Consider the following 24,790-nt stretch of genomic DNA (forward strand, 5'->3'; position numbering starts at 1 on the left):
AAAAGGGGCGCTCCTGCGAGCGCCCCTTTCTATTCATTTCTCTCTCTGGCTCTCGGCGATTTGACTTCGTAAATGCACCTGTCGCCCAAAAAGATAAGGCCCTTCGTGTTGCGGGGCCTTTTTTAGTTTGTGAGCAGGTGGGTTCTCGGCGATTTGCTTCGCAATTCACCTGCCACCCACTCAATGCGTTTCGCTGACGCAAAAAAGGGCCGCCTGATGGCAGCCCTTTTCTTATCTTCTGTCTCTTTGGCTCTCGGGACATTCGCGCGATTGCGCGAATACCCTGTCGCCCTAAGAACGCTGGGTGTTCTTAGTCGATGATTTTCGAGACAACGCCCGAACCAACGGTACGGCCGCCTTCGCGGATCGCGAAGCGCAGTTTCTCTTCCATCGCGATCGGAGCGATCAGTTCAACGTTGAACTTCAGGTTGTCGCCCGGCATCACCATCTCGGTGCCAGCAGGCAGTTCAACCGTGCCGGTCACGTCAGTCGTACGGAAGTAGAACTGCGGACGGTAGTTCGCGAAGAACGGCGTGTGACGGCCACCCTCTTCCTTGGTCAGGATATAGACCTCGGCTTCGAACTTGGTGTGCGGGTTAACCGAACCCGGCTTACACAGAACCTGGCCACGCTCAACAGCTTCACGGTCGATACCGCGCAGAAGAACACCAACGTTGTCGCCTGCTTCACCGCGATCAAGCAGCTTGCGGAACATTTCAACACCGGTACAGGTGGTTTTCTGAGTGTCCTTGATGCCAACGATTTCAATCTCGTCGCCAACATTCACAACGCCACGCTCAACACGGCCGGTTACAACAGTACCGCGGCCCGAAATCGAGAACACGTCTTCGATCGGCAGCAGGAAGTCGCCGTCAACCGGACGATCCGGGGTCGGGATGTACTCGTCCACAGCAGCCATCAGCTCGCGGATTTTGTTCTCACCGATTTCAGGGTCACGATCTTCCATAGCGGCCAGCGCGGAACCCGCGATGATCGGCATGTCGTCGCCCGGGAAGTCGTATTCGTTCATCAGTTCACGAACTTCCATCTCAACCAGCTCGAGCAGCTCTTCGTCGTCTACCTGGTCAACTTTGTTCATGAAAACAACCAGCGCAGGTACACCAACCTGACGCGCCAGCAGGATGTGCTCGCGGGTCTGAGGCATGGGGCCATCAGCTGCGTTCACAACCAGAATGCCGCCGTCCATCTGGGCCGCACCGGTGATCATGTTCTTGACGTAGTCGGCGTGGCCGGGGCAGTCAACGTGCGCATAGTGACGGTTCTCGGTCTCGTACTCAACGTGAGCGGTCGAGATGGTGATGCCGCGAGCTTTCTCTTCCGGTGCGCCGTCGATTTCGTCGTACGCTTTGAAGTCACCAAAGAACTTGGTGATGGCAGCCGTCAGAGTGGTCTTGCCGTGGTCAACGTGACCAATCGTGCCGATGTTAACGTGCGGTTTACCGCGTTCAAACTTTTCCTTAGCCATGATGGCCTCCTGTTAATCTAAGGGGCCGGGCAGCAATGGGTCACTGCCCGGCTATTTCGATTAGGCGAATTTCGCCTGAATTTCGTCCGAGATGTTCTGCGGAACCGGATCGTAATGCGAGAACTGCATCGTGAACTGCGCGCGGCCCGAAGACATGGAACGCAGCGTGTTGATGTAGCCAAACATGTTTGCCAGCGGCACGTTGGCGTCAATTGCCACGGCGTTGCCGCGCGGCTCTTGACCCGAAACCTGACCGCGACGCGAGGTCAAATCGCCGATGATACCACCGGTGTATTCCTCGGGCGTGATCACTTCCACTTTCATGATCGGCTCAAGCAGCTTGGCGCCAGCCAAACGCATACCTTCGCGCATACACATACGTGCAGCGATTTCGAAGGCTAGGACCGACGAGTCAACGTCGTGGAACTTACCGTCGTTCAAGGCAACCTTGAAGTCGATTACGGGGAAGCCTGCCAGGGGGCCGCTATCCATAACCGAGTTGATGCCTTTTTCAACACCCGGGATGTATTCCTTCGGAACAGCACCACCAACGATGCGGCTTTCGAACGAATAGCCTTCGCCCGCTTCAGTCGGCATGATTTCCATTTTGACTTCAGCGTACTGACCCGAACCACCCGACTGTTTCTTGTGGGTGTAGGTGTGCTCGATCGCTTTCGAGATCGTCTCGCGATAAGCAACCTGAGGGGCACCAATGTTGGCTTCCACTTTGAACTCGCGCTTCAGACGGTCCACCAGGATGTCCAGGTGAAGTTCGCCCATGCCCTTCATGATGGTCTGACCGCTTTCGATGTCAGTTTCCACACGGAACGAGGGATCTTCAGCAGCCAGACGGCCCAGACCTTGGCTCATCTTCTCTTGGTCAGCCTTTGTTTTAGGCTCAACCGCGATCTCGATGACCGGATCGGGGAAAGTCATGGTTTCCAGAACCACCGGATCGTTGACGGCACAGATTGTGTCGCCAGTGGTGGTGTCTTTCAGACCTGCCAGGGCAATAATGTCACCTGCGAACGCTTCCGTGATTTCCTCACGATCGTTCGAGTGCATCATCATCATACGACCTACGCGCTCTTTCTTACCTTTGGTCGAGTTCAAAAGCGTGTCGCCTTTGTTCAGGACACCCGAATAGATGCGGGTAAAGGTCAGCGAGCCAACGAACGGGTCGTTCATGATTTTGAACGCCAGCGCCGAGAAAGCCATGTCGTCGTCCGCACGGCGGGCGATGTCACGGGTTTCAGTTTCGTCACCGGGTTTGAAGCCCATGTAATCAACAACGTCCAGCGGGCTGGGCAGATAATCGATCACGGCGTTCAGCAGCGGCTGTACACCCTTGTTCTTGAACGCCGAACCACCCAGAACTGGAACGAAGTCCAGTGCCAGGGTACCTTTACGCAGCAATTTACGCAGCGTGTCAGCATCAGGTTCGTTGCCTTCAAGATAAGCTTCCATGGCGTCGTCGTCTTGTTCGACGGCGGCTTCGACCATCTTTTCGCGCCACTCGTTGGCCATGTCCGACAGGCTATCGCGGATCGGTGCTTTGATCCACGATGCACCAAGGTCTTCACCCTGCCACAGCCATTCTTCCATGTTCACCAGGTCGATCAGGCCTTCCAGCTCGGTTTCTGCACCGATCGGAATGCCAACCGGAACAGCGCGCGCGCCGGTACGGTCTTCGATCATGTTAACGCAGTTGAAGAAGTCAGCGCCGATTTTGTCCATCTTGTTGACAAAAACCATACGCGGAACCTTGTAGCGGTCAGCCTGACGCCACACGGTTTCGGTCTGCGGTTCAACACCTGCGTTGGCGTCAAGAACACAAACAGCACCATCGAGAACCGCCAGCGAACGCTCAACTTCAATCGTGAAGTCAACGTGGCCGGGGGTGTCGATGATGTTCATGCGGTGCTTGGGCGTCTGAGCGGTTTCACCGTCTTCGGTGCGTTCCCAGAAAGTGGTCGTCGCAGCCGAGGTGATGGTGATGCCGCGTTCCTGCTCCTGCTCCATCCAGTCCATGGTGGCCGCACCATCGTGCACCTCACCAATGTTGTGGGACTTGCCGGTGTAGTAGAGGATACGCTCGGAACAGGTGGTCTTACCTGCATCGATGTGAGCCATAATACCGAAGTTACGGTACAGCTCGAGCGGATATTCGCGTGCCATGGTTGTTTTCCTTCCTTGGCGTTACCAGCGGTAATGGCTGAACGCTTTGTTAGCGTCGGCCATCTTGTGGGTGTCTTCGCGTTTCTTAACGGCAGTACCGCGCGAGTTCACAGCATCCAGAAGCTCGCCAGCAAGACGCTCTTCCATGGTGTTCTCGTTGCGGTTACGGGCCGCGGTGATCAGCCAACGGATGGCCAGAGCTTCGCGGCGCTCGGGGCGTACTTCGACCGGAACCTGGTAGGTGGCACCACCTACACGACGCGAACGAACCTCGACCGAGGGTTTCACGTTGTCCAGCGCTTCGTGGAAGACTTCCACGGGAGCACGCTTGATTTTGTCTTCAACGCGATCCAGCGCGTTGTAAACGATTTTCTCTGCAACCGATTTCTTACCATCGATCATCAGGTTGTTCATGAATTTGGTCAGCACCAGATCACCAAACTTGGCATCGGGCAGGACCTGGCGCTTCTCAGCGGCGTGACGACGAGACATATCTGACTCTCCTTACTTCGGACGCTTGGCGCCGTATTTCGAACGACGTTGCTTACGGTCTTTGACGCCTTGGGTATCCAACACACCACGCAGGATGTGGTAACGGACACCCGGAAGGTCTTTCACACGACCGCCACGGATCAGAACCACAGAGTGCTCCTGAAGGTTGTGGCTTTCACCGGGGATGTAGGAGATAACCTCGAAACCGTTGGTCAGGCGAACCTTCGCAACTTTACGCATAGCCGAGTTCGGCTTTTTCGGGGTCGTGGTGTAAACGCGGGTACATACACCGCGCTTTTGGGGGCAAGATTCCAGGTGCTGCGACTTGGAACGCTTGACTTTGGGCTGACGCGGCTTGCGGATCAGCTGTTGGATCGTTGGCATAGGGCTCTTTTCCCGTTTCTCAACTCATTCGGCGCAGGTTGCCCCACGCGGTTAAATCTTTTCCGTGTTACAGACTTGTGAAAGTCCACAAAACGAAAACCCGCGAGCGTTCCCATTCCGAGGCAAACGTCGCGGTTGGTTCACAGAGGATCGGGGCTTCAAAGTAGCTCCGAACTTGATCCCTCAATTCTGGATAGCCGGGTCGAACCCAGCTGGATGATCGCGCGTATAGTTGGAGTCGTTCCCGCTGTCAACAGCTGGCCAAGATGCGTTGCCGCTTGGCTTTCCCTATAGTAGCGTGCAGCAAAATACACGTCGAACCTATTTGCTTCACTTCGGGACGATTTCATGAAGGGCACATTGCTTTTGTCCTGTATGCGCAACCAAGGGCCATTCATTTTGGAATGGTTGGCATGGAACCGCATGTTGGGCTTCGAAAAAATCCTGATTATGCACAATGATTGTACGGATCGGTCCCCGCAGCTTCTGCGTCTGTTGGAGCGCCACGGAATCTTAGCCGCAAAACGGCATCAGCCAGAACCAAAGCAGACGCCCCTCGGATCTGCCTATCGCGCCGCACGGTCTCATCCCTACGTCAAATCCTGTGACTGGATGTTTTCATGTGATGTGGATGAGTTTCTGGTCATCCGAAAAGGCAAAGGCACGATCGACGAGCTTATTGGCAATGGCGCTGAAAACAGATTTCGCGGCATGGCCATTCACTGGCTGATATTCGGCACCGGCGACGAAGATCAGTGGGAAGACCGCTTTGTCCACCAACGCTTCCTGAATTGCGCACCTGAGAAAGCCAGACAAAACAACTGCGTGAAAAGCTTTGTCTATAAGCCGCTGGATTTCGGAACACTTGAATCGCACACGCCACGGTTCTGGAGGGGTGATGGAGCGTGGTACACAGGTGCAAACCAATGGGTGTTGTCCGATGAAAGCTGGTTCGAAGATTACCACCCCACCAAAAAGTCCATGAACAGCACCGACCCCAAACTGATCACACACACGGTCGCCCATCTGAACCACTACATTTTACTAACCAAAGAGCAGTTTGAATTTAAGAAAGGTAGCCCAAGCCCTGCCGCTTCCATCAATCGATATACCGATGACTTTTTCAATCGGTTTGATCACACCAGTGTTTCCAATCAATCCGCACTGGCGTTCAAAGATCGTTTCGATGCGCAATACGCGCAGCTGGTTGAGATCCCAGGAGTGCTACGCCTACACCACCTCTGCTGCGCAGATCTGATCGAGGCCATGTGCGCCAAACGTGGGGATGATCACCGCAAGGATCCCCGCTTTGAGTTTCATATGGACAATGCCCGTAGCCTTCCAACGCCTGGAACAAATAAGGTTGGCACATAACAATGGCCCCTACCGTACCTGATCAGAAACCTGCCTCGATGCCGGGCACGCTGGCTTTCACCGCGATCCGGAATGAAGGGCCATTCCTGCTGGAATGGATCGCATGGTATCGAATGCTTGGGTTCGAAAACATCCTGATCGCGCATAATGACTGCACAGATCATTCACCACAGCTTTTGCGGCTTCTTGCACGCAATGGGGTGCTATCCGTAAAGCGCCATTCACCGCCGGAAAACGCACCACCGCAGATTGCTGGTTATAGGGCGGTGCGCTCTCACCCCCTAACCAACTCCTGTGACTGGTTGTATTGCTGCGACATTGACGAGTTTCTGGTTGTACACAAAGGGGATCGTACGATCCGGGCCCTGTTTGAGGGAGCCGAGAAGTTTTGCTGCGGGATTGCTGTGCATTGGTTGGCGTTCGGAAGCGACGGCCATAAGGGCTGGAGTGACGAGTTCGTGCATCAACGTTTTCTGCGCACCGGTCGTGGAAAATCATCCCAAAACTGCTGCTTCAAAAGCTTCATCTATAAACCGCAGGATTTCGGCAACTGGCGCCCTCACGGTTTCAAAGACTGGAAAGGCGACGGCACTTGGGGTGAAGGGTCCAATCACTGGGTGATGTCAGATTATAGCCCGTTCAAAGAATATGATCCAAATGGCCGACGCATAAGTAGTTCCAATTGGCAACAGATCACCCATGAGGCCGCGCAACTAAACCACTACATCCTGCAATCACACGAACAGTTCGCCTTTAAGAAGGGGCGGCCTTCACCATTGAATTTCGTTGATCGTCACACAGATGACTTCTTCGACCGGTTTGACGTGAACCACCAAGAAGACCGTTCGGCGTTGGATTATATGACTTGGTTCGATGCAGAATATGCGCGCCTGGTCGCCATTCCGGGCGTGTTGCGGCTGCACCATCTTTGTTGTGCCGACTATTTGGCATCTATGCACGAAAAACACGGCAGCAATCCCAGAGACGATCCGCGATGGCATTTTCACCGGCTCACGGCTCAGTCGCTACCCAAGCCCGAACGCCCAACCTAAACGTCGTGCTTCTCTGATGTCTTGACTTTGCGTCTAGATATCATCGCCCGTCAGCTTAGGATCGATGTGGCCCTACGCGCCAGACGTTGCTCACGAAACAAAGTGAAAAGGCCCGTGGAGACGACGATCCCCGCCCCGAATAGCGTTAACGTGTTCGGCCATTCCCCAAACAAAACCAGACCCAGAAGGAGCGCCCACAAAAGGCCCGTGTAGCGAAACGGCGCTGCGAACGCGATATCACCCACGCGCATCACCATGACAGAAAACAGATAGCCTAGGAAAATGAAGAATGCGGCCAGTCCGATAAGTGCGATTGATGCTCCCTGAACCGGTTGCCATTCCACGAAAAGACTGGCCGCACCGAACCCAATCGTGATCGAGATCGCCGCCATCAGTGCCACAGTCATGGATGGGGTGTTCGATGACATTTTTCGCACCACAAGATCCCGCAGAGTTATGAAACCCACCGCTGTCAGCGCGTAAATCGACCAAACCGAAAACCCTGCCCCGGGTTGGACGATCAGTAAAACGCCGATAAGGCCAATGCCGATGGCCACCAATCGCCTCCAGCCCAGCGGTTCGGACAGGAACAACCAAGCGGCCAATGCGATCACCAAGGGCAGCACCTGAAGGATTGCGGTCACATTGGCAATTGGCATGTGAAACAATGCCGTTAGGAAGCAATAGGTCGCTCCGATCTCACCCAGGCACCGAAGGCCGATCAGTTTCCATTCCCGACGGGGAAGATTGAAGCGTAGTGTTCCCAGCCAACGCCCCAGGAAATACAGAAAGGCACAGGTCACCACGCCGCGAAGAAACACGGCCTGCTCCAACGGGAGCGTCCCAGCCAAGGCCTTCATGCACGCGTCATTGAAGGTGTAGCCCGCCATGGAAGCCGACATGAGTGCGGCCGCTTTGAAGTTGTCAGACTGCATATTGGGAGGGTGTCCTTGAGGTCTCTTGGACACCTAATCAGCGTTTGCCAAACAGGCCAAGCCAAAAAGAAAAGCCCCGCACAAAGCGGGGCTTTTCAAATCTCATATCAGCGCTGATTAAGGCTGCTCATCGCCACCCATTTCGGGAGTGTCGACCAGACCCAGATCATCCTCTGGCGCATCGCCGAACACGTCTTCGGCAGGCGCAGCCAGTGCGGCAGCTGCTTCAGCCTCGGCACGGGCTTCTTCGATCACCTTCAGGTCGCGTTTCTGCGCGATGGCGCGGACTTGCTGGGTTGCCCCACCGGTACCGGCCGGGATCAAACGACCCACGATCACGTTTTCTTTCAGGCCAACCAGTTTGTCGCGCTTACCCTGAACCGAAGCTTCGGTAAGAACGCGGGTGGTTTCCTGGAACGACGCAGCCGAGATGAACGATCGGGTCTGCAGCGAAGCCTTGGTGATCCCCAGAAGGATCGGCTCGGCCGAGGCCAGACGACGCCCTTCGGCGGCGGCTTTCTCGTTCGCGGCCATGTATTCGGCTTTGTCCACATGCTCGCCTTTCAGCAGCGTCGTTTCGCCTGAATCCTGGATCTCCCACTTTTGCAGCATCTGGCGAACAATCACCTCGATGTGCTTGTCGTTGATCTTCACGCCCTGCAAACGATAAACGTCCTGAACTTCGTCGATCATGTAGTCGGCCAAAGCCTCGACACCCATAATGGACAGGATGTCATGCGGTGCCGGGTTACCGTCCATCAGGTATTCACCTTTCTGGATGAAGTCACCTTCGGCAACCGGGATGTGTTTACCTTTGGGCACCATGTATTCGACGGTGTCCATCGTTTCATCCGCAGGCTCGATCGAGATGCGACGCTTGTTCTTGTAGTCACGGCCAAAGCGCACATAACCATCGATTTCGGCGATGATAGCGTGATCTTTCGGACGACGTGCCTCGAAGAGTTCAGCAACACGCGGCAGACCACCGGTGATGTCCTTGGTCTTGGCGCCTTCACGCGGGATACGCGCAATAACGTCACCAGCTTTGACATTCGAGCTTTCTTCAACCGACAAAATGGCGTCTACCGACATGGTATAGGTCACCGGGTTGCCCGCATCATTGCGGACCGGTTCGCCATCTTCAGCCACCAAGATCACCTCGGGCTTCAGTTCGTTACCTTTCGGTGCCGAACGCCAGTCAGACACGATCTTCTGTGTCATGCCGGTTGCGTCATCGGTTTCGTCACGAACCGAAATACCGCTGATCAGGTCGACGAATTTAACGGTACCATCCTTTTCAGCGATCATCGGAAGTGTGAACGGATCCCATTCGAACAGCTTGTCGCCACGGGCAACGGTTGCGCCATCCTTAACGAACAGTTTCGATCCGTAGCCGATCTTGAACGAAGCACGCTCTTCACCGTTGTCGCCCATGATTGCCATGACCATGTTCCGGCCCATAACAACGATCTCGCCGTCACGGTTTTCAAGCACCGACGCGTTGCGATACTCGATCTTGCCTTCTTGGTTGGCTTCCTGGAACGACTGCTGACCACCTTGTGCAACACCACCAATGTGGAACGTACGCATGGTCAGCTGAGTACCAGGTTCACCAATCGACTGCGCCGCGATGATGCCCACAGCTTCACCGGTGTTCACCTTCGTACCGCGCGCCAGGTCACGACCATAGCAGTTGGCACAAACGCCTTCTTCGGCTTCACATGTCAGCGGGCTGCGGATGCGGATGGCTGTCAGGCCAGCTTCTTCCACAGCGTCTGCTTTGCGTTCGTCGATCAGCTCGTTCTTAGCAACCAGAACTTCTTCTGTGCCCGGAACCAGAACGTCCTCGGCCGCAACACGACCCAGAATGCGCTCACTAAGCGACGAGACAACTTCACCGTCGTTCACCGCAGCTTCTGCAGTAATCGAGTTTTCGGTGCCGCAGTCATCTTCGCGCACGATGCAGTCTTGTGCCACGTCAACCAGACGACGGGTCAGATAACCCGAGTTCGCAGTTTTCAGAGCAGTATCCGACAGACCCTTACGGGCACCGTGAGTCGAGTTGAAGTACTCAAGCACGGTCAGACCTTCTTTAAAGTTCGAGATAATCGGCGTTTCGATAATCTCGCCCGAAGGTTTGGCCATCAGGCCGCGCATGCCGCCCAGCTGCTTCATCTGCGTGACCGAGCCACGCGCACCGGAGTGGGCCATCATGTAAACCGAGTTCGGTTCAGCTTCGGCGCCATTCTCGTCACGCTTGTTGGACGAAATCGTGTCCATCATGGCGTCGGTGACCTTGTCGTTACACTTCGACCACGCATCAACAACTTTGTTGTACTTCTCGCCCAAAGTGATCAAGCCGTCCATGTACTGCTGTTCGAACCCTTTCACCTGATCGCGGGTTTCATCCACGATTGGCCATTTGGTGTCCGGAATAACCATGTCGTCCTTACCGAACGAGATGCCAGCTTTGAACGCTTCTTTGAAGCCCATCGACATGATCTGGTCACAGAAGATAACCGACTCTTTCTGACCGCAGTAACGGTAGACAGTGTCGATGACCTGCTGCACTTCTTTCTTACGCAGCAAACGGTTCACAAGGCTAAATGGCGCCTTGTTGTTCTGCGGCAGAAGCGCGCCCAGACGGATACGACCCGGCGTGGTCTCGAAGCGGGTCATGACGGTGTTGCCTTCGCCATCGACCTGCGGCAGACGCGCCTGAACTTTGGCGTGCAGATGCACTTCGCCAGCGTCCAGAGCATGGATCACTTCGTCCACGTCGGAGAAGATCATGCCTTCGCCCTTCATGCCGTCGCGTTCCATCGAGATGTAGTAAAGACCAAGGATCATATCCTGCGAAGGAACGATGATCGGCGCGCCGTTTGCAGGCGAGAGAACATTGTTCGTCGACATCATCAGGACACGCGCTTCCAGCTGGGCTTCCAGCGAAAGCGGTACGTGAACAGCCATTTGGTCACCGTCGAAGTCAGCGTTGAACGCCGAACATACAAGCGGGTGCAACTGGATGGCTTTACCTTCGATCAGAACCGGTTCGAACGCCTGAATGCCAAGACGGTGCAACGTAGGCGCACGGTTCAGCATAACGGGGTGTTCGCGGATCACTTCGTCCAAGATATCCCATACTTCGGGACGCTCTTTTTCCACCAGTTTCTTGGCTTGCTTCACGGTGGAAGACAGACCTTTGGCTTCAAGACGCGAATAGATAAACGGCTTGAACAGCTCCAGCGCCATCTTCTTGGGCAAACCACATTGGTGCAGCTTCAATTCCGGGCCGGTCACAATGACCGAACGACCCGAGAAGTCGACGCGTTTACCCAAAAGGTTTTGACGGAAGCGACCCTGCTTACCTTTCAGCATATCCGAGAGCGATTTCAGCGGACGCTTGTTGGCGCCGGTGATAACGCGGCCACGACGACCGTTGTCGAACAGAGCATCCACGGATTCCTGCAGCATCCGCTTTTCGTTGCGGACGATGATGTCAGGGGCGCGCAGCTCGATCAGACGCTTCAAACGGTTGTTCCGGTTAATCACGCGGCGATACAGATCGTTCAGATCCGAGGTCGCGAAACGGCCACCATCCAGCGGCACCAGCGGGCGCAGCTCGGGCGGGATTACCGGGATCACGGTCAGGATCATCCACTCGGGACGGTTGCCCGATTCAATGAAGCTTTCCACGATCTTCAGACGTTTGATGATCTTCTTAGGCTTTAGTTCACCGGTGGCTTCGGCCAGATCAGCGCGCAGCTGCTCGGCTTCGGCTTCCAGATCAATCGCCGCCAGCATTTCGCGGATCGCTTCAGCACCAATGTTCGCTGTGAAGGCGTCCATGCCGTAGGTGTCCTGGGCGTCCATGAACTCTTCTTCGGTCATCAGCTGACCATACTGAAGGTCCGTCAGACCCGGCTCGATCACAACGTAGTTTTCGAAGTACAGGATGCGTTCCAGATCACGCAGGGTCATATCCAGCATGAGGCCGATGCGCGACGGCAGCGACTTCAGGAACCAGATGTGAGCGACAGGGGCTGCCAGCTCGATATGGCCCATACGCTCGCGGCGTACTTTCTGAAGGGTAACTTCAACACCACATTTCTCGCAGACAACGCCGCGATACTTCATGCGCTTGTATTTACCGCACAGGCATTCGTAGTCTTTGACCGGGCCAAAGATACGGGCACAGAACAGGCCGTCACGCTCGGGCTTGAACGTACGATAGTTGATGGTCTCGGGCTTCTTAATCTCGCCATACGACCACGAGAGGATCCGTTCCGGGCTAGCCAGCGAGACTTTGATTTCATCAAAGACCTTCGGGGCGGCCAGCGGGTTGAACGGGTTTGTTGTCAGTTCCTGGTTCATTTTGCGTTTCCTTTAATCAGGGGAAGGGTGGGAGGGGTAAGGCGGGCGCCTTACTCCTCGCCCTCCGCATCCAGGAGTTCCATGTTAAGGCCGAGGCCGCGGACTTCTTTGACAAGAACGTTGAACGATTCCGGTACACCGGCTTCGAAGTTGTCCTCGCCTTTGACGATGCTCTCGTACACTTTGGTACGGCCAGCAACGTCATCCGACTTGACGGTAAGCATCTCTTGCAGCGTGTAGGCCGCGCCATATGCTTCCAGAGCCCAGACTTCCATCTCACCGAAGCGCTGACCACCGAACTGCGCCTTACCACCCAGCGGCTGCTGAGTAACAAGCGAGTACGGACCGGTCGAACGCGCGTGGATTTTGTCGTCCACCAGGTGGTGCAGTTTCAGCAGGTACTTCACGCCAACAGTAACTTCGCGCGAGAACTGTTCACCGGTACGGCCGTCAAACAGAACCGACTGGCCCGAGGTGTCGAACCCGGCACGCGTCAGCGCGTCGTTTACGTCAGCCTCTTTGGCACCGTCGAAGACCGGGGTCGCGATCGGCACACCATTGGTCACGTTGGACGCTGCATCCACCAGATCGTCTTCGCCCATACCAGCGATGCCTTCTTCGTAGACATCGTCGCCATAAGCGATGCGCATGGCTTCGCGAACCGGGGTCAAATCGCCAGAGCGGCGGTATTCACCCAGGGCTTCGTCCACGTTCAGACCCAGACCGCGTGCGGCCCAACCCATGTGGGTTTCAAGGATCTGACCAACGTTCATACGTGAAGGCACGCCCAGCGGGTTCAGACAGAAGTCAACCGGAGTACCATCGGCCAGGAACGGCATGTCTTCCATCGGTACAACCTTGGAAATAACACCTTTGTTCCCGTGACGACCGGCCATCTTATCGCCCGGCTGAAGCTTACGCTTCACGGCAACGAAGACTTTAACCATCTTCATCACACCCGGCGGCAGATCGTCGCCACGACGGACTTTCTCGACCTTGTCTTCAAAGCGTGCATCCAGCGCACGTTTCTGAGCTTCGAACTGTTCGTTCAGGGCTTCAACGATTTTCGCATCGTCTTCGTCCTCAAGTGCCAGTTGCCACCACTGCCCGCGCGACAGACCTTCCAGCAGTTCTTCCGAGATGGTCGAACCGGCTTTCACGCCTTTCGGGCCTTTTACAGCAGCTTTGCCCAGGATCATGTCCTTCAGACGGGCATAGGTGTTACGCTCCAGAATGTGCAGCTCGTCGTCACGGTCGCGTGCAAGGCTTTCGACCTCTTCGCGCTCGATCTGCAGGGCACGTTCGTCTTTTTCAACGCCGTGGCGGTTGAAGACGCGGACCTCAACAACAGTACCAAAGTCACCAGGCTTTACACGCAGCGATGTATCGCGAACATCCGATGCCTTTTCACCGAAGATGGCGCGCAGAAGTTTTTCTTCCGGCGTCATCGGGCTTTCGCCCTTCGGAGTGATTTTACCGACCAGAATATCGCCCGGTTCAACGTCCGCACCGATGTAAACAACACCAGCTTCGTCGAGGTTGCGCAGCGCTTCTTCACCGACGTTCGGAATATCGCGGGTGATTTCTTCCGGCCCAAGCTTGGTATCACGGGCAGCCACTTCGAACTCTTCGATGTGAACCGAAGTGAAGACGTCGTCACGCGCGATACGCTCAGAGATCAGGATCGAGTCTTCGTAGTTGTAGCCGTTCCAAGGCATAAACGCGACGACCACGTTTTTACCCAAAGCCAATTCACCGATGTCGGTCGAAGGACCGTCGCCGATGATTTCGCCTTTCGAAACCTTCTGACCCACTTTCACCAGCGGACGCTGGTTGATGCAGGTGTTTTGGTTCGAACGCTGGAACTTGCGCAGACGGTAGATGTCCACGCCCGCGTCACCCAGACCAAGGTCTTCGGTGGCACGCACAACGATACGTGTTGCGTCAACTTGGTCGATCACACCGCCACGTTTGGCCTGAATGGCCGCGCCAGAGTCGATGGCCACTTTGCCTTCGATTCCGGTGCCCACAAACGGAGCCTCTGCCCGCAGAAGCGGAACAGCCTGACGTTGCATGTTCGAACCCATAAGGGCGCGGTTAGCATCGTCGTTCTCAAGGAACGGGATCAGCGAGGCAGCAACCGAAACCAGCTGCTTGGGCGACACGTCAATGAGGTCAACGCTTTCGCGCTGCGCCATGGTGTATTCGCCCGACTGACGGGTGTTCACCAGATCGTTTTCAAACCGACCTTCTTCGTCCAGATGCGCGTTGGCCTGAGCCACAGTGTGACGCATCTCTTCGGTGGCGGACATGTAGTTCACTTCGTCAGTGACCTTGCCATCCACAACCTTACGATAAGGCGTTTCGATGAAGCCGTATTTGTTCACGCGGGCAAAGGTGGCCAGCGAGTTGATCAGACCAATGTTTGGCCCTTCCGGCGTTTCAATCGGACACATGCGGCCATAGTGGGTGGCGTGAACGTCACGCACCTCGAAGCCAGCGCGTTCGCGGGTCAGACCACCCGGCCCAAGCGCCGACAGGCGGCGTTTGTGGGTGACTTCCGACAGCGGGTTCGTTTGGTCCATGAACTGCGACAGCTGCGAGGAACCGAAGAACTCGCGAACAGCGGCAGCAGCCGGTTTCGCGTTGATCAGATCTTGCGGCATAACCGTGTCGATCTCGACCGAGGACATACGTTCCTTGATCGCACGTTCCATACGCAACAGGCCCACACGGTACTGGTTTTCCATCAATTCGCCGACCGAGCGCACACGACGGTTGCCCAAGTGGTCGATGTCGTCGACGTCACCACGACCATCACGCAAATCGACCAGCGCCTTGATACAGGCGATGATGTCTTCGCGACGCAGGGTACGTTGCGTGTCTTCGGCGTCCAGATCCAGACGCATGTTCATCTTCACGCGACCAACAGCCGACAGGTCGTAACGCTCGCTGTCAAAGAACAGCGTGTCGAACAGGTTCGAGGCTGCCTCAACCGTGGGCGGCTCACCCGGGCGCATCACGCGGTAGATGTCCATAAGCGCGGTGTCGCGACCCATGTTCTTGTCTACGGCAAGCGTGTTGCGGATGTAGGGACCAACATTCACGTTGTCGATGTCCAGAACCGGAATGTTCGTGATGCCTGCGTCCAGTAGGTCCTTCAGCGTACCACCGATCAGCTCGCCATCTTTGTCGTGCTCAAGCGTCAGCTCGTCACCGGCTTCCACATAGATCGCGCCATTGTCTTCGTTGATGATGTCTTTGGCAGCATAACGGCCAACGATTGCATCAAACGGTACCAGAAGATTCGCGACCTCGCCCGACTCCATCAGTTTCTTAACTGCGCGGGGTGTGATCTTCTTGCCAGCTTCGGCAATCACTTCGCCAGTTTTGGCGTCGATCAGATCCTGCACCGGACGGGTGCCGGCAACGCGCTCTGGGAAGAACTTGGTGACCCAACCTTTGTTCTTCTTCAGCTTGAACTGAACCGTGTCGTAATACGCATCACAGATACCTTCCTGGTCCAGACCCAGCGCATACAACAGGGTGGTCACAGGCAGTTTGCGGCGACGGTCGATACGGGCAAAGACGATGTCCTTGGCGTCGAATTCGAAATCCAACCACGAACCACGGTAAGGAATGATGCGGCAGGCGAACAGAAGCTTGCCCGAGGCATGCGTCTTGCCTTTGTCGTGATCAAAGAACACGCCCGGCGAACGGTGCATCTGCGATACGATCACACGCTCGGTGCCGTTCACAACAAATGTGCCGTTCGGCGTCATCAAAGGCATGTCGCCCATGAACACGTCTTGTTCTTTGATGTCTTTAACCGATTTCGCACCGGTATCTTCGTCCACATCAAATACGATCAGACGCAGGGTGACTTTCAGCGGTGCCGAATAGGTCAAGTCGCGCTGCTGGCACTCCTCAACGTCAAATTTCGGCTCTTCAAGCTCATACTTTACGAACTCGAGAATGGAGGTTTCGTTAAAATCTTTAATCGGGAAAACCGACTGGAAAACGGCATTAATGCCTTCGCCGTCCATAGGTTCCAGCTGATCGCCGGAATTCAGGAAAAGATCGTACGAGCTTTTCTGAACCTCAATAAGGTTCGGCATTTCCAGAACTTCACGGATTTTACCGTAATACTTACGCAAGCGTTTCTGGCCAAGGTAGGTCTGCGCCATAAGGTATTTACCTTTCATTTCTCAACTGAGGCGCCAACCGTTGGGTCGCCGGCGACACCTCGTCCGAGACGGGGGTTCGAACCAATTCCCGGAAACCCGCCCAAGGGTTTCCTCCCGATCCATTGAACCTTTCCCAGAACAGGGTCTGATATCAGGCCCTCTTCAAGACAGGTTCGGCTGGACCCGGATTTCTCCGGGCCCAGCCTTGATTTTGCAGGCCACCGAGGGCCCAAAAGCGTAAAGCTTAAGCCAGTTCGACTTCGGCGCCAGCTGCTTCCAGCTTGCCTTTGATGTCTTCTGCTTCTGCTTTGTCGACGCCTTCTTTGATCTTGCCGCCGCCTTCAACCAGCTCTTTGGCTTCTTTCAGGCCAAGACCGGTGATGCCACGAACTTCTTTGATGACGTTGATTTTCGAAGCGCCAGCGTTCTTCAGAACGACGTCGAACTCCGACTTTTCTTCAGCCGCACCGCCAGCGTCGCCGCCAGCTGCACCAGCTACCATTACAGCGCCGCCAGCTGCGGGCTCGATGCCATACTCATCTTTGAGGATGGTTTTCAGTTCTTGTGCTTCGAGAAGGGTCAGACCCACGATCTCTTCTGCAAGTTTTTTCAGATCAGCCATTTGACTTCTTTCCGTTATTAGATGTGTTCCAACGTGAGGCGATTTTTCGCTACGCTGGTCTCAGATTGCTTAAGCAGCCTTGTCCTCGATTGTGGACAAGATAGATGCGATGTTCGAAGCAGGCGCGCCAATGGCACCAGCGATGTTCGAAGCAGGTGCGCCAATACAGCCAGCGATCGAAGCAATAAGCTCTTCACGCGACGGCATAGCAGCAACGGCTTTAACACCAGCAGGGTCCAGTGCGTCCTCGCCCATAGCACCACCAAGGATAACGAGCTTCTCGTTGTCTTTGGCGTACTTATCCATGACCTTGGCCGCAGCCACAGGATCTTCAGAATAGGCAAGAACAGTCATACCCGTCAGATAGTCGGCGATCGAAGCGGCCGGCTTACCTTCAAGGGCGATTTTGGCGAGCTTGTTCTTGGCAACGCGTACAGACCCACCAGCTTCGCGCATTTGCGAACGCAGGTCCTGCATTTCAGCAACCGTGAGACCGGCATAGTGGGCAACCACTACAACGCCAGAGCTTTCAAAGATCTGGCCGAGTTCATCGACCACTTTTTCTTTTTGTGCTCTATCCACAGTTTCACTCCAAGTATGGAGGGTTTGACCCCTCCGGCTCATATTTTACCAAGTTTTCAAGGAAAACCCGGCAATCGGGTCCGCGATAAGGGTCCTTCGCAAAATCGCCCCAAGGCCAAGCGGCCGTGAGAATTCTTTTGTTCATTTCCCATCTCAGGCAGGAATTATGACACTTGCGCGCGGTCGCTTTTCAGCTTGGCCCACCGGCATCACCCACCGTCTCGGACGAAACGCAAAACAGCGCACGACGAATCGCACGCTGGGTTGCAAGAGTGTCTTTAGAGTGTTTGTCTGGGTTTTCCAACCCTAAAACGGGCGTACGATCCCCTACGCCCTTGGTCTGCTTTCGCCACACTATCACAAATCTTGATACAACGCAAAAGGGCGCCCCAAGGGACGCCCTTTCAAAACTCTGTAACTCTGGCTTAGTTGCCGGTGGCGTTGTCTACGTCCAGCGTTACACCCGGGCCCATTGTCGAGCTCAGCGAGATTTTCTTCATATAGGTGCCTTTGGCGCCCGAAGGTTTGGCTTTCTGAACGGCGTCGATGAACGCTTTTACGTTTTCGACCAGCTTGGCTTCGTCGAACGAGGCTTTGCCAAGGCCAGCGTGAACCACGCCACCTTTTTCCGCCTTGAACTGAACTTCGCCGCCTTTGGCAGCTTCAACAGCTTCTTTGACGTCCATGGTCACGGTGCCAACTTTCGGGTTCGGCATCAGGTTGCGCGGACCCAGAACTTTACCCAGACGGCCAACGATCGGCATCATGTCAGGTGTGGCAATACAGCGATCAAACTCAATGGTGCCGCCTTGAACGGTTTCCATCAGATCTTCTGCACCCACGATGTCTGCACCAGCGGCCTGAGCTTCTTCAGCTTTCGGGCCGCGAGCGAATACAGCAACGCGCATGGTTTTACCGGTGCCGTTCGGCAGGCCGATGACGCCACGAACCATCTGGTCAGCGTGACGGGTGTCAACACCCAGCGCCAGTGCGATCTCGATGGTTTCGTCGAACTTGGCTTTTGCGTTGCCCTTAACCAGTGCAACAGCTTCTTCCACGCTCAGGTTCTCTTTGCCGGCGAAAGCTTCGCGAGCGGCAGTGGTACGTTTTCCCAGTTTTGCCATCTTACTTCACCTCAATGCCCATAGAGCGGGCTGAGCCCAGAATGATCTGCATCGCAGCTTCGATGTCGTTTGCGTTCAGATCTTTCATTTTTGCTTCGGCGATTTCTTTCACCTGAGCAGCGGTTACCGAACCAACAGTCTCGCGACCGGGGTTGTTTGCACCCGACTTAAGGCCAGCGGCTTTGATCAGGAAGTACGACGCGGGGGGCGTCTTGATGTCCATCGAGAAGGACTTGTCCTGATAGTAAGTGATCACGGTCGGGCACGGTGCGCCGGGCTCCAGATCCTGTGTCTTGGCGTTAAACGCCTTACAGAATTCCATGATGTTGATACCGCGTTGACCCAGTGCGGGGCCGACGGGCGGGCTGGGGTTGGCTTGACCTGCAGGAACCTGCAGCTTCATTGTGCCAGCTAGTTTCTTAGCCATTTGGCTTCTCCTTTAACAACAGCTCCGGGACGCGTCCCTTTGCCTCTCATTGCCGCGGTCTGGATTGGTGATCGCGATCACCGCCCCTCCCACGTTCTCAACACGTCAGCCCTGCTTCGAGACCTGCGTGTAATCCAATTCGACCGGGGTTTCCCGGCCAAAGATCGACACAGCCACCTTCAGGCGCTGGCCTTCTTCGTCCACTTCTTCGACCAGACCGTCAAAGCCTTCGAAGGCTCCATCGGTCACAGCAACCTTTTCGCCCACTTCGAAGCTGATCATCAGCTTCGGAGCTTCAGCGCCCTCTTCGACGCGGCCCAGGATGCCCTGCACTTCTGCGTCACGCATCGGCATCGGGCGGCCTTGCGGCCCCAGGAAGCCAGTGACGCGGTTGATCGAGGTGATCAGGTGATAGCCTTCATCCGACATTTCCATGTGGACCAAAACGTAGCCGGGCATGAAGCGACGCTCGGTCGGCACCTTCTTGCCGCGACGTACCTCGATGACCTCTTCGGTCGGCACCAGAACTTCGTCGATCTGGTCCTCAAGACCCTTTTCCTCGACCGAGGCCCGGATTGCCTCTGCGATCTTCTTTTCGAAGTTCGACAGCACGCTTACCGAATACCACCGTTTCGCCATGTCAGCCTCTGCATTCCTGCGCCCCGAAGGGACATTTCAAATTTCGTTTCCGGGAACAAAAAATCGGCGTGCAACTTGATTCGCCGCACGCCCGTCCCGAAGTGGTGTCCGAACTACCCCCGAAACACTCTCATTTCAAGGGCAAAGACGGTACGTTAGCCGAAGTAGCTTAGCACTGCAGACAGACCGCTGCGGATCCCAAGATCCGCAAGCGAAAAGAACAATGCCGTAAGAGCAGCCAGCACGAAGACCATGCCGGTGGTCAGGATAACCTCACGGCGGGTCGGCCAGGTGACTTTGGACACCTCGGCGCGCACTTGCTGGATGAATTGCAACGGATTGGTCATCTGTTTTCGGCCTTTCATAAGATAGGCGGTCAATTACGCAATGCGCGCAGGGTTTTCAAGCCTTCACCGTCAAACCACGCCTAAAAGACCCAAAGCGACAAGCATAACCATCAATCCTGCAGCGATTTCCAAAAGCGGAACGGCACGCACAGCCAAGGTGCCTCCGCCCTCAAGAAGCCCTGCAAGCAGCCCACCGCGCAGACCCACAGCAACGAGCGCGGTCACAATGGTGACGCTTGCCGTGCCAAGAGCCATTGCCACGACGCCAAAGATGCCCTGCCAAACCAGACCCATCTGCCATGTCAAAACCAACAAGAACAAAGCCCCCGTACAGGGACGGATGGCGACGCCAGCGATCAGGACAAGAAGCTCGCGCCAGCTTCCGGCGGCTTCGACATCATGGAGGTCCGGCGCATGTGCATGGCCGCATTCGTGGCAATGGGAGTGCCCGGCGTGATGGTCGTGATCGTGATGATCGTGGTGGTTGTCATGGTCATGCGCCTGGTTTTTTTTCACCCGTAGCAGTTTCCGCGCGCCCCGGAGCAGCAGATACAGACCAATCAACGCAATCGCCGCATAGCTTGCATCGGCGAACCAATCTTCGGCCAATCCAACCATTTGCTGTCGTGTCAGGTTCAAGACAAGCACACCTGCGAAAACAAGCAAGATGGCACTCAGCCCCTGTGCAAGGGACGAAAGCAACGCCACCAGCGACATCCGCCACATCGTCGCCTTTGATGCCAAGGAGTAGCCTCCAATAAGGACCTTGCCATGCCCCGGTCCAACCGCATGAAAGAACCCATAGGAAAAGCAAATGGTCAGAAGCGCAAGTAGGGCGCCGGGCTCGCCCGCCCTAAGCGCACGCAACCCGCGCGCCATCGACGTCTGAACGTCTCGCTGCCAGTCGGCTGCCCAAGCAGCCACGCCATTCAGCGCGCCAGTGGCCCACAGCAAAACGACGACAACAATCACCGCAAATGACAGGAGAGAGATTACTCGGAGCATGTCAGCAACAACTGGTCGGCGAATAGGTCGCCAACTTCGGGATAGCTGTCTTCGGAATACTCAACGCTGTCCGGGCCATAGAGGAGGCTTTCCACTTTGTCGTATGCTGCGTTCAAATCGGCGGGGACATGCGCGACAGCACAGCCCTCGCGCCCTTCGACTGTGACGGGCAACCGCACGTCATAGGCCACAAAAAATGTTGGGTCATAGATCTGCACAAGCACTGGATCTGCGGTAACCGCGACTCTGTTTTCCAATGGACGAATGTGCCAGCTGACGATGCGCCCGTCCTCGTATCGCATCCCGTGCTCTACCGGGCGTGCAAGCTCCACGTCATTGCTTAGTGCCTGCAGATAAAGATCACCGGGAAAGCCAGCGGCCCAGTCTACATCCTGACCGGCAAAGGCATCCAAGGCCTCTTGCTCGGGCGTTCCGTCCCCGTCAGCGTCAAGTGCATTGTCTTCGACCATAAGCAGCGAATAGAACTCATCATACGCCCAAAACACCCGCACAGCGGCCAGCTGCCCAGTGTCATCGAAAATCAAGTTGGCCCCAGCGTCGATGAACACATGCGGATGGCTGGCCAAGGGCAAGGCCGAAGCTGCAACCACAGGCAGCGACAGAAAGGTTGATCGCAAGAACGTCATGTCCCGGATGTAGCGCGCCCGCGACGTGACGACAACCGGGGCTGAACAGCTAAGCGGGGCTTCGCTGGAACCGGAATGTGTTTGTTGGATGATGGTGGCAGGGGCACCAGGGTTCGAACCCGGGACCTACGGTTTTGGAGACCGTCGCTCTACCAACTGAGCTATACCCCTATGACCGAGAAAGCGATTATTCCAGCACGGCCGGATTATCAAGGGCTTTCGTTGACATTTTTAGCTCTATCTTTCGCTCCAACCCTGAAACAGGCCGACATGTGGGTGGTATAACAATCGCCATATCCCCGCCATATGCATTAATTCATCGTGCTTTGCGTGCGCCGCGACAGAGCCGACCACCCCGAAACGCAAAACGCGGCCCTCGGAGGAGAACCGCGTTTCAAGAACTTATTCGAAAAGGCTTATGCCAGTTCGATGTTCACAGCCGATTCACGACCGTCGCGGCCGGGTTCGATGTCGAACGTAACTTTCTGGTCGTCAGCAAGGCCAGTCAGGCCCGAACGCTCAACAGCCGAGATGTGTACAAACACGTCTTTGCCGCCAGTTTCTGGTGCGATGAAGCCGAAGCCTTTAGTTGCGTTGAACCATTTTACGGTGCCGTTAGCCATATCCGTAGTCTCCAATAATTATTGCCGCTCGCGGATTTGCAGCGGCCTGGCGTGGTCGGTCTGGATCGAAAGACTGAGCGCCAGAGTAGGAGACAGTTGGTCGAAAAAGAAAAACGTTAGCACCGTGCAAATGGGGGGCTAGAGGGTAAATTGCAATAGGTTTCTTTGAAATACGGTGTTTTGCGCGGAAGTTTGCGGCTGTTAAGGCGGGATCCATACTACGCAGCTTAGAAAACAGCGCTGTTCCCGAGGATCAACCAGCACCTACGCGGCTGTGGCGCTCCAGTTCAGGTTGGTGAGCTTGGCTCCAGTGCCTCTTTAATTCGCCCATCCAACCAAAGCTTGCCTGACTTGTATCCACCGCGAATGAGAAAACCCGGTTCCTGGACTTCTGGATAGTCCTCAGCCCAGTCGCGATAGCGGTCATTGGTCACGACGATGGCCTTTAGATCTCTTGCCGCCGCAAGAATGATCGGATCCGCAGGGCTTCCTTTTGCCACCACAACCACAGCGTCTTCGGGAAGATCTAACCGCTTCGCGAGTTTGTCATCGTCTTGATATTTGCCGATTAGAAGGTGTCCTGCATTGGCATCGAATATGACGCCCGGATCAAATCCAAGTGTTTTCAACTCCTGAACGACGTCGTGAAGGGGGGTAAAACATGGCTCCCCATTTCGCCAGTGCATAACATTCGAACCGTCGATTACCGCCCGCATTTTCGCGTCAGATTTGTCGCTTCCTCGTTGGGATTGGACAAGCAGCAGAAAGACAGCTGCAACTGCACATGGTGCAGCAATTAGTGCAACTTCAGACCAAGCCGGAACCAAAAAAGAAACGATGACAAGGGCCAATGAGAAGGCAGCAACAATAAGTAGAAACATCAAAAAACGAAATCCAAACGTACGAACAGTTTTGTCTGGCACATGTATCGCGCAGGGCTAAACACTGTTCAACCTCTCGCGTGTAAATTGAGCTGGTTCGCAATTCCTTTTCTGTGTGTGTCGAAGAGTGCTCTCAAAAAGCCCCTCCGCAAAGCAAAAGGGGCGCTCCTGCGAGCGCCCCTTTCTATTCATTTCTCTCTCTGGCTCTCGGCGATTTGACTTCGTAAATGCACCTGTCGCCCAAAAAGATAAGGCCCTTCGTGTTGCGGGGCCTTTTTTAGTTTGTGAGCAGGTGGGTTCTCGGCGATTTGCTTCGCAATTCACCTGCCACCCACTCAATGCGTTTCGCTGACGCAAAAAAGGGCCGCCTGATGGCAGCCCTTTTCTTATCTTCTGTCTCTTTGGCTCTCGGGACATTCGCGCGATTGCGCGAATACCCTGTCGCCCTAAGAACGCTGGGTGTTCTTAGTCGATGATTTTCGAGACAACGCCCGAACCAACGGTACGGCCGCCTTCGCGGATCGCGAAGCGCAGTTTCTCTTCCATCGCGATCGGAGCGATCAGTTCAACGTTGAACTTCAGGTTGTCGCCCGGCATCACCATCTCGGTGCCAGCAGGCAGTTCAACCGTGCCGGTCACGTCAGTCGTACGGAAGTAGAACTGCGGACGGTAGTTCGCGAAGAACGGCGTGTGACGGCCACCCTCTTCCTTGGTCAGGATATAGACCTCGGCTTCGAACTTGGTGTGCGGGTTAACCGAACCCGGCTTACACAGAACCTGGCCACGCTCAACAGCTTCACGGTCGATACCGCGCAGAAGAACACCAACGTTGTCGCCTGCTTCACCGCGATCAAGCAGCTTGCGGAACATTTCAACACCGGTACAGGTGGTTTTCTGAGTGTCCTTGATGCCAACGATTTCAATCTCGTCGCCAACATTCACAACGCCACGCTCAACACGGCCGGTTACAACAGTACCGCGGCCCGAAATCGAGAACACGTCTTCGATCGGCAGCAGGAAGTCGCCGTCAACCGGACGATCCGGGGTCGGGATGTACTCGTCCACAGCAGCCATCAGCTCGCGGATTTTGTTCTCACCGATTTCAGGGTCACGATCTTCCATAGCGGCCAGCGCGGAACCCGCGATGATCGGCATGTCGTCGCCCGGGAAGTCGTATTCGTTCATCAGTTCACGAACTTCCATCTCAACCAGCTCGAGCAGCTCTTCGTCGTCTACCTGGTCAACTTTGTTCATGAAAACAACCAGCGCAGGTACACCAACCTGACGCGCCAGCAGGATGTGCTCGCGGGTCTGAGGCATGGGGCCATCAGCTGCGTTCACAACCAGAATGCCGCCGTCCATCTGGGCCGCACCGGTGATCATGTTCTTGACGTAGTCGGCGTGGCCGGGGCAGTCAACGTGCGCATAGTG

General features: G+C 55.5%; 20 protein-coding genes and 1 tRNA gene. 2 read left to right on the forward strand and 19 right to left on the reverse strand.

The annotated features are described in order from the left end of the window. Window positions 1–310 precede the first annotated feature (310 nt). The 4 genes from tuf (MWU55_RS04120) to rpsL are packed head-to-tail and all read right to left on the reverse strand — an operon-like array spanning window position 311 to window position 4,540. Window positions 311–1,486: an elongation factor Tu gene (gene tuf, locus MWU55_RS04120; protein ID WP_246934490.1), complete on the reverse strand. Its 1,176-nt coding sequence runs from the start codon at window positions 1,484–1,486 to the stop codon at window positions 311–313. A gap of 60 nt (window positions 1,487–1,546) precedes the next feature. Beyond that, entirely contained in the window at window positions 1,547–3,664 is a 2,118-nt protein-coding gene (gene fusA / locus MWU55_RS04125) for an elongation factor G (RefSeq protein ID WP_246934491.1), read from the reverse strand. Between the two features lie 21 nt (window positions 3,665–3,685). Then, complete coding sequence (gene rpsG / locus MWU55_RS04130; protein WP_246934492.1) at window positions 3,686–4,156, reverse strand: 30S ribosomal protein S7; 471 nt, start codon at window positions 4,154–4,156, stop codon at window positions 3,686–3,688. A 12-nt stretch (window positions 4,157–4,168) separates the two neighbouring features. Further along, window positions 4,169–4,540 (reverse strand): 30S ribosomal protein S12, encoded by a 372-nt coding sequence (rpsL, locus tag MWU55_RS04135; RefSeq protein WP_008182915.1) that lies wholly within the window; start codon window positions 4,538–4,540, stop codon window positions 4,169–4,171. 348 nt (window positions 4,541–4,888) lie between these two features. On the opposite strand from rpsL, the gene MWU55_RS04140 reads away from it, so the two are divergent. Beyond that, window positions 4,889–5,914, forward strand: coding sequence for a glycosyltransferase family 2 protein (locus tag MWU55_RS04140; protein WP_246934493.1), 1,026 nt, complete (start codon window positions 4,889–4,891; stop codon window positions 5,912–5,914). Window positions 5,915–5,916: 2 nt separating this feature from the next. Beyond that, window positions 5,917–6,966, forward strand: coding sequence for a glycosyltransferase family 2 protein (locus MWU55_RS04145; protein WP_246934494.1), 1,050 nt, complete (start codon window positions 5,917–5,919; stop codon window positions 6,964–6,966). 50 nt (window positions 6,967–7,016) lie between these two features. Here MWU55_RS04145 and MWU55_RS04150 read toward each other — a convergent pair whose 3' ends face one another. The 15 genes from MWU55_RS04150 to tuf (MWU55_RS04220) all read right to left on the reverse strand — a co-directional run. Continuing rightward, window positions 7,017–7,901 carry a DMT family transporter gene (locus MWU55_RS04150; RefSeq protein ID WP_246934495.1) on the reverse strand — a complete coding sequence of 295 codons (885 nt, stop codon included), beginning with the start codon at window positions 7,899–7,901 and terminating at the stop codon, window positions 7,017–7,019. Window positions 7,902–8,018: 117 nt separating this feature from the next. After that, complete coding sequence (gene rpoC / locus MWU55_RS04155) at window positions 8,019–12,275, reverse strand: DNA-directed RNA polymerase subunit beta' (protein ID WP_246934496.1); 4,257 nt, start codon at window positions 12,273–12,275, stop codon at window positions 8,019–8,021. 50 nt (window positions 12,276–12,325) lie between these two features. Continuing rightward, window positions 12,326–16,462 (reverse strand): DNA-directed RNA polymerase subunit beta, encoded by a 4,137-nt coding sequence (gene rpoB / locus MWU55_RS04160; RefSeq protein WP_246934497.1) that lies wholly within the window; start codon window positions 16,460–16,462, stop codon window positions 12,326–12,328. Between the two features lie 244 nt (window positions 16,463–16,706). After that, window positions 16,707–17,084, reverse strand: a complete 378-nt coding sequence (gene rplL, locus MWU55_RS04165) for a 50S ribosomal protein L7/L12 (RefSeq protein WP_246934498.1) — start codon at window positions 17,082–17,084, stop codon at window positions 16,707–16,709. A gap of 69 nt (window positions 17,085–17,153) precedes the next feature. After that, window positions 17,154–17,666 (reverse strand): 50S ribosomal protein L10, encoded by a 513-nt coding sequence (gene rplJ / locus MWU55_RS04170; protein ID WP_246934499.1) that lies wholly within the window; start codon window positions 17,664–17,666, stop codon window positions 17,154–17,156. Window positions 17,667–18,091: 425 nt separating this feature from the next. Further along, the gene (gene rplA / locus MWU55_RS04175; protein WP_246934500.1) at window positions 18,092–18,790 is read right to left on the reverse strand and encodes a 50S ribosomal protein L1; all 699 of its coding nucleotides are present in this window, start codon (window positions 18,788–18,790) and stop codon (window positions 18,092–18,094) included. Between the two features lies 1 nt (window position 18,791). Then, on the reverse strand, window positions 18,792–19,217 hold the full coding sequence (gene rplK, locus MWU55_RS04180; RefSeq protein WP_142854942.1) for a 50S ribosomal protein L11: 426 nt from the start codon (window positions 19,215–19,217) through the stop codon (window positions 18,792–18,794). A gap of 105 nt (window positions 19,218–19,322) precedes the next feature. Beyond that, on the reverse strand, window positions 19,323–19,856 hold the full coding sequence (gene nusG, locus MWU55_RS04185; protein ID WP_246934501.1) for a transcription termination/antitermination protein NusG: 534 nt from the start codon (window positions 19,854–19,856) through the stop codon (window positions 19,323–19,325). A gap of 155 nt (window positions 19,857–20,011) precedes the next feature. Further along, on the reverse strand, window positions 20,012–20,203 hold the full coding sequence (gene secE / locus MWU55_RS04190) for a preprotein translocase subunit SecE (protein ID WP_246934502.1): 192 nt from the start codon (window positions 20,201–20,203) through the stop codon (window positions 20,012–20,014). Window positions 20,204–20,272: 69 nt separating this feature from the next. After that, window positions 20,273–21,208: a hypothetical protein gene (locus tag MWU55_RS04195; RefSeq protein WP_246934503.1), complete on the reverse strand. Its 936-nt coding sequence runs from the start codon at window positions 21,206–21,208 to the stop codon at window positions 20,273–20,275. Then, window positions 21,196–21,855: a DUF1007 family protein gene (locus tag MWU55_RS04200; protein WP_246934504.1), complete on the reverse strand. Its 660-nt coding sequence runs from the start codon at window positions 21,853–21,855 to the stop codon at window positions 21,196–21,198. The genes MWU55_RS04195 and MWU55_RS04200 overlap by 13 nt, the downstream gene beginning before the upstream one ends. 95 nt (window positions 21,856–21,950) lie before the next feature. Continuing rightward, window positions 21,951–22,026: transfer RNA gene (locus tag MWU55_RS04205), tRNA-Trp, on the reverse strand. Between the two features lie 245 nt (window positions 22,027–22,271). After that, window positions 22,272–22,478, reverse strand: coding sequence for a cold-shock protein (locus MWU55_RS04210; protein WP_246934505.1), 207 nt, complete (start codon window positions 22,476–22,478; stop codon window positions 22,272–22,274). 287 nt (window positions 22,479–22,765) lie between these two features. Next, on the reverse strand, window positions 22,766–23,401 hold the full coding sequence (locus tag MWU55_RS04215) for a hypothetical protein (RefSeq protein ID WP_246934506.1): 636 nt from the start codon (window positions 23,399–23,401) through the stop codon (window positions 22,766–22,768). A gap of 423 nt (window positions 23,402–23,824) precedes the next feature. After that, window positions 23,825–24,790, reverse strand: a 966-nt coding sequence (gene tuf / locus MWU55_RS04220; RefSeq protein WP_246934507.1) for an elongation factor Tu, incomplete at its 5' end; no start/stop codon positions are given.

Origin of the sequence: Aliiroseovarius sp. F20344, from assembly GCF_023016155.1 — a bacterium.
GTDB lineage: Bacteria > Pseudomonadota > Alphaproteobacteria > Rhodobacterales > Rhodobacteraceae > Aliiroseovarius.

What these genes read in the sequence shown, in the direction of transcription:
- nusG (WP_246934501.1), bottom strand. Translation starts at nt 19,856, where the DNA reads ATGGCGAAACGGTGGTATTCGGTAAGCGTGCTGTCGAACTTCGAAAAG.
- fusA (WP_246934491.1), bottom strand. Translation starts at nt 3,664, where the DNA reads ATGGCACGCGAATATCCGCTCGAGCTGTACCGTAACTTCGGTATTATG.
- rplL (WP_246934498.1), bottom strand. Translation starts at nt 17,084, where the DNA reads ATGGCTGATCTGAAAAAACTTGCAGAAGAGATCGTGGGTCTGACCCTT.
- rpsG (WP_246934492.1), bottom strand. Translation starts at nt 4,156, where the DNA reads ATGTCTCGTCGTCACGCCGCTGAGAAGCGCCAGGTCCTGCCCGATGCC.
- rpoB (WP_246934497.1), bottom strand. Translation starts at nt 16,462, where the DNA reads ATGGCGCAGACCTACCTTGGCCAGAAACGCTTGCGTAAGTATTACGGT.
- rplA (WP_246934500.1), bottom strand. Translation starts at nt 18,790, where the DNA reads ATGGCAAAACTGGGAAAACGTACCACTGCCGCTCGCGAAGCTTTCGCC.
- tuf (WP_246934490.1), bottom strand. Translation starts at nt 1,486, where the DNA reads ATGGCTAAGGAAAAGTTTGAACGCGGTAAACCGCACGTTAACATCGGC.
- rpoC (WP_246934496.1), bottom strand. Translation starts at nt 12,275, where the DNA reads ATGAACCAGGAACTGACAACAAACCCGTTCAACCCGCTGGCCGCCCCG.
- MWU55_RS04210 (WP_246934505.1), bottom strand. Translation starts at nt 22,478, where the DNA reads ATGGCTAACGGCACCGTAAAATGGTTCAACGCAACTAAAGGCTTCGGC.
- MWU55_RS04150 (WP_246934495.1), bottom strand. Translation starts at nt 7,901, where the DNA reads ATGCAGTCTGACAACTTCAAAGCGGCCGCACTCATGTCGGCTTCCATG.
- secE (WP_246934502.1), bottom strand. Translation starts at nt 20,203, where the DNA reads ATGACCAATCCGTTGCAATTCATCCAGCAAGTGCGCGCCGAGGTGTCC.
- MWU55_RS04140 (WP_246934493.1), top strand. Translation starts at nt 4,889, where the DNA reads ATGAAGGGCACATTGCTTTTGTCCTGTATGCGCAACCAAGGGCCATTC.
- MWU55_RS04145 (WP_246934494.1), top strand. Translation starts at nt 5,917, where the DNA reads ATGGCCCCTACCGTACCTGATCAGAAACCTGCCTCGATGCCGGGCACG.
- MWU55_RS04195 (WP_246934503.1), bottom strand. Translation starts at nt 21,208, where the DNA reads ATGCTCCGAGTAATCTCTCTCCTGTCATTTGCGGTGATTGTTGTCGTC.
- MWU55_RS04200 (WP_246934504.1), bottom strand. Translation starts at nt 21,855, where the DNA reads ATGACGTTCTTGCGATCAACCTTTCTGTCGCTGCCTGTGGTTGCAGCT.
- rpsL (WP_008182915.1), bottom strand. Translation starts at nt 4,540, where the DNA reads ATGCCAACGATCCAACAGCTGATCCGCAAGCCGCGTCAGCCCAAAGTC.
- rplK (WP_142854942.1), bottom strand. Translation starts at nt 19,217, where the DNA reads ATGGCTAAGAAACTAGCTGGCACAATGAAGCTGCAGGTTCCTGCAGGT.